This window comes from Thermoclostridium caenicola, from assembly GCF_900142095.1.
Taxonomy (GTDB): domain Bacteria; phylum Bacillota; class Clostridia; order DSM-8532; family DSM-8532; genus Thermoclostridium_A; species Thermoclostridium_A caenicola.
Map to the genome: position 1 here is coordinate 1 of NZ_FQZP01000079.1, position 4981 is coordinate 4981.

The window sequence follows — 4981 nt, forward strand, 5'->3', positions numbered from 1 at the left end:
TTTCAGTTCGTTCTTTGTCAAGGTGATCTGCTCCTTGCTCATACTGACATTTTCTCGGATCAGTTACACCCTGACAATATCACAGAACAACAACAGAAATTATAGCTGGCCGTTGATTTTTATCCGAGATTGTATTATGATATTCTATGCACGTCGTTTGCGAAACGGTCATATGCGCCCATAGCTCAACTGGATAGAGCGTCTGGCTACGGACCAGAAGGTTGTGGGTTCGACCCCTGCTGGGCGCGCCAAAGACCCCTGAAAGTGGTAAGCTTTCAGGGGTTCATTTTTATGAGCACGACATGCGCCTGATCGTGACGGTTCGCCGAGGTTTTTCAAATCTCACGGGAGGCGTTCATCGAAAATTGTCGAGAACGCCGGCTTTTCCTCGATTCATAGGACCAAAGACCCGATTATTTCAGTTCATGCGGCGGATGATACGATTTTCCCGGCATATTAAAATAAACACAGAAAGATGGACAGGGCGAAGTGCCAGAAAAAGGTGAATCTGCAAGGCAAAGTTGAGGGCTGCGCTTTTGCAGATATTCCCGGGCTGGCACGGTTATTACCGGGTGAACCTCTAGGGACGAGAATTCAAGGTACAAAAGCCAAAACCCTTCGGATGAACCGCCGTCGTGCGAGGATGATTCCGAAGATTCTGCAGAGGAAAACAAGCCGGCCGAGTATTCCGGAAGGAAAATGCAGAATTTGAAGACACCAAAGACAAACCGGCTGAAACCTTGCAGATGGGAAGAGACCATATATGAAGGCGGCCGGTAAATGGATTCATGGGATTGCCAAAAGCCTGCTCCGTGAGGAGCAAGGATGCAGCAGATTTCTATAGAGGAAGCAGGCGGCAGGCCGGTTTTCCCCTTAACGGGGGGAACCGGTTTGCCGTATTTTTTAGCCGCTATGAAGAGGAGCGGCCTTTTCTGCCGGAACGGGCCATTTTGTAAAAGGCTTATCCGAAAGGTGCGGAGCATCCCGAAAAAGGATAAACCCTGGACGGACATGAAGCCGGAAAACCCAATGAACCCGTACCCAATCCTTTTCGTCCAATTGGGCAGAGCAACCACACAACGGAAGGATGTGTTGATATGAAGCATTTTCCGGCCAAATCATACGGGAAAGGGTTCATGGCCGCCCTGGGCATTGTCCTTGTGCTGTTTCTCCTATTTACCGCTTTTGGCCGAGTCCCGGACGAAGACAATTATGCCTCCGATCAGAATGCCGCTCCTGTTTATGCGGGGAGCACCGGATCCTATTTTGTGAAGGCCGAACCTCAGGCCCGGAGCGTGCAGGCACCGTCAGCCGTTTCCAAGAATGCCGCAAGCTACGGGGGCATCGGCTATGGCCAGGATGAGGTAAAAGTAACCTTCACCGAAGAGATTGCGGACGGGGCTTTGCCCACGGACCGGAAAATCATCAAGGAGGGCCGCGCCTTTTTAGAGACCAGGGATTTCGAACAATCCATGGCCGCCATTGACGAGATGATCGCCCAATCAGGCGGATTTATCGAGGAGAAGAATGTGCGGGGAAGCAGCTACAGCGCGAATGCTCTCAGGCATGCCACCATCGTGTTCCGGGTTCCCTCCCAACAATTCGAAGCCATCATGGAAAACATGGGATCCGTGGGTGTTGTGACCCAAAGCAGCACCAGCGGAACCGATATCACCGATCAGTATATCGATTACGAGACAAGGCTCAGGAACCTGAAAATGCAGGAAGAAACCCTGCTGGACATCCTCTCCCGGGCAGAAAAGCTGGAGGACGTCATCACGCTCGAGTCCAGGATCTCTGATGTCCGCTATGAGATTGAAAGCATCGAAAACAAACTGAAGAACTATGACCGACTGGTGCAATACAGCAGGATAACCGTTGAACTGGAGGAAGTGGTGGAGATAACCCCTGCTGCACCCGTTGCCAGAACCCTGGGCGATCGGTTGGGTCATGCCTTCCGGACAGCCATCGAATCCTTTGTGGATGAACTGGAAAACTTCCTGGTCTGGCTGGTGTACAACTGGATCCTGTTGTTACTGATCCTCGTTCTGGCCCTGGTTGTCATCCTGATCGTGAAAAGAAGAAAAAGAAAAAAGCATGCAAAAGCCGCGGGCATTGTACCGGGGAGCCCGGATGACGAAAAACCTCAGGATTAACCGATAAACCAATAGAAGTATATATGCGTATCATGCGCAATTTATGGCAGGCCTTCCGAAAAAATTGTCGGCAGGCCTGTTTTAACTGCCGGAAACTGGGTAACTATTATTTCATCTTTGCTTCATACCAGCATTCGGTGTTCAACGGCCGGTTTACCCCTTAGAAACAGCGATGGAGGACTAAACAGTGTTTTTTTCAAGGTTTTCGCGCAGTTTAAAAGGTTTTGCCGCACTCATTATCGCAGCAGGTGTGATAGTCTTTTTTGTTTGCCGAATTATTGTAGATTCCCTGATAAAGGCCGTTGAGCGCTACCTGGACGGAGTATGCGGCGGACAGAATCCGGAGGCTGCGGGTATCGCAGGGGATATTCTGAATGATGTGGAAAGCCGGCTGGTTCCTGCTGTAACGGGGACTATTCTCCTGACCACCTTTCTTCTCATCCTGGTGGGCGGTTATCTTTTTTACCTTAAAAATAGGATCAGAAAAAGCCAGAATACCCTGAAAAGTGCCGTTGATGCGGCAAATATCATCACCATTACGCTGGATCGGTCGGGAACGATCCTGGATTTCAATAAGCATGCACAGCGGCTGTTTCAGGATATCGGCACCGAAAGGCCCGACAGCTTTATCAGTCTTCTCTCCCTTAAGGATGCGGAAAAGCTGAATAAAAGGATGGACAGGCGGGCGGCAACGGAACTGAACCCGCATTTTGAGCTGAGGCTCAAAGCGGGTGAGGGATACAGACATCTCTACTGCTCCGTTGAGCCTGCAGGACCTGAAATAGGCAGGGAAAGCTATGAACTGATCGCAGTGGATATCACTGACAGGGCCCAAAAGGAAATCCAACTGAAAGAAAGCCATGCGGAACTGCGGTCTGTCTATGAAAAGCTTGTGGCCTCGGAAGATGCGCTCAAGGCGCAGCTGGATGAATTGACACGGCAGAAGCTTAAGCTCCAGGAATCGGAAGCCAGGTATGAACTGGTTATTGATGCCGCGCAGATCGGTATCCTGGACTGGGATGCTGTGGAGAAAAAGGCGCGCTATTCCGACAAGTGGTACGAGATTTTCGGCTTTGACAAGGGTGATCCGACTGTTGATCTGAATACCTGGCGCAGTTATGTTCCACCGGAGGAAGCGGAAGAACTCCACCGCATGATGGAAAAGCATTTTGAGCAAAAAACGTCCTATATGGAATGCGAATTCCGGTATAACAAGAAAGGGCTCAAATGGATCCGCGCCGTTGGAAAGAGCCTGTGGGATCAGGACGGCAACCTGATAAGGGTGGCCTGGGCCTACACCGATATTACGGCAAAGAAGGAAACCGAAGAAAAGATAAATAAACTGGCCTATACGGATCTGCTGACCGGTCTGCCCAACAAGATCAGCCTGGCCGAGAGGTTCACACGGGAACTGGAGAACAGGCACATGAGCATGGCCCTGCTGCTCATCGATCTGGATGACTTCAAGCTGGTCAATGAAACCTATGGCCACCTGACCGGAGACAGGATCCTGATTGAAGTGGCCGAAAGGCTCAGGCAGATCATCGGGGAAAACATGTTTCTTGCCCGCCTGGGAGGGGATGAATTCGCCATTCTCATCTGGGACTTTGACTCTGAACACAGCCTGGCCCATCTCGCCCAGGAGATTGAGGAAAAGGTGGACGGGTTTATTGGCATCAATGATGCAAATATCAGCCTTTCCACGAGCATTGGCATTACCCGCTTTCCGCAGGATGCGCAAAGCTTTGACGGTTTGTTCAAGAACGCCGAGATGGCGATGTACAAGGCCAAGGACAAGAAATGCAAATACATGTTCTACCACAGGGAACTCAATGATGCCGTGGTGGAGCGCCTCAACCTGATCAACTGCCTGAAGGGTGCCCTTGAAGGCGATGAATTCATCGTCCATTACCAGCCCCAGTTTGATACCCGGAGCAAAAGAATCGTGGCCCTTGAGGCGCTGCTCCGCTGGGAAAACAGGTACCTGGGAAGGGTCCCGCCCTCCCGGTTCATCCCGGTTGCGGAGGAAACCGGGCTTATCATCCCCATAGGGGAGTTTGTGCTGCGATCCGCTCTGGCCTTTCTGAAAAAACTCAGGGAACGGGGCCATGACCAGCTGATCATGAGCGTCAACATATCCATCATCCAGCTCATGCAGAAGGACTTTACCGGGCTGGTGCTGGATCTTTTGCAGGAATATCGCATTCCCAGCTGCTTCCTGGAGTTGGAGATCACCGAGTCGATCATGCTGGAATCGGTGGCCGCGGCGCAGGAGAATATTCTCCTTTTGAGGGAAGCCGGTGTCAAAATCGCCCTGGATGATTTCGGGACGGGCTATTCCTCCCTGAACTACCTCATGCATCTGCCCATCAATACGATCAAGATCGACAAGTCCTTTATCGATCATATCGGGCAGGCCAGGGAGAGCGGACTTCTGGTGAGCGCCATCATGACCATCGGGCGCAAACTGGGGCTGACCACCGTGGCAGAAGGCGTGGAGTTCCAGGAGCAGATGGATTACCTGATGCGGCGAAAGTGTGACCGGGTTCAGGGCTTCCTTGTGAGCAGGCCGCTCCCCGAGTCCGATGTGGAAATGCTGCTGGAACAGAAAAAAGCGTCCGGGGAGAAGTCAGGCGGGAAGTTGTAAAATAAAATGCCGTAATATATAGAAAACTCATGGTAATCCATTGTAAAATGTTTAATAACCAAAGAAAAACATTAGCAAAGGAGAGTCAAGTCCAAATTAGTGTGTAAATTACCTCGGTCATCAAACGGTAGCTAATGAGACAATAGCCTAAGCGTTTATGCCGCGAAAGCTGTTGACG

General features: G+C 51.0%; 3 protein-coding genes and 1 tRNA gene. 3 read left to right on the forward strand and 1 reads right to left on the reverse strand.

Annotated elements, in window-relative coordinates:
- Positions 1 to 174 precede the first annotated feature (174 nt).
- Positions 175 to 251 (forward strand) — tRNA-Arg (locus F3H12_RS12705).
- A 162-nt stretch (positions 252 to 413) separates the two neighbouring features.
- Here F3H12_RS12705 and F3H12_RS12710 read toward each other — a convergent pair.
- A complete protein-coding gene (locus F3H12_RS12710; protein ID WP_149679691.1) occupies positions 414 to 1106 on the reverse strand; it encodes a hypothetical protein in 693 nt (230 codons plus the stop codon).
- Here F3H12_RS12710 and F3H12_RS12715 point away from each other — a divergent pair.
- Both F3H12_RS12715 and F3H12_RS12720 read left to right on the forward strand, forming a co-directional pair.
- Positions 1098 to 2156 carry a DUF4349 domain-containing protein gene (locus tag F3H12_RS12715; protein WP_149679692.1) on the forward strand — a complete coding sequence of 353 codons (1059 nt, stop codon included), beginning with the start codon at positions 1098 to 1100 and terminating at the stop codon, positions 2154 to 2156. The two genes, F3H12_RS12710 and F3H12_RS12715, sit on opposite strands and share 9 nt — an antisense overlap.
- 187 nt (positions 2157 to 2343) lie before the next feature.
- Positions 2344 to 4803 carry a bifunctional diguanylate cyclase/phosphodiesterase gene (locus F3H12_RS12720; protein ID WP_149679693.1) on the forward strand — a complete coding sequence of 820 codons (2460 nt, stop codon included), beginning with the start codon at positions 2344 to 2346 and terminating at the stop codon, positions 4801 to 4803.
- Positions 4804 to 4981: the final 178 nt, after the last annotated feature.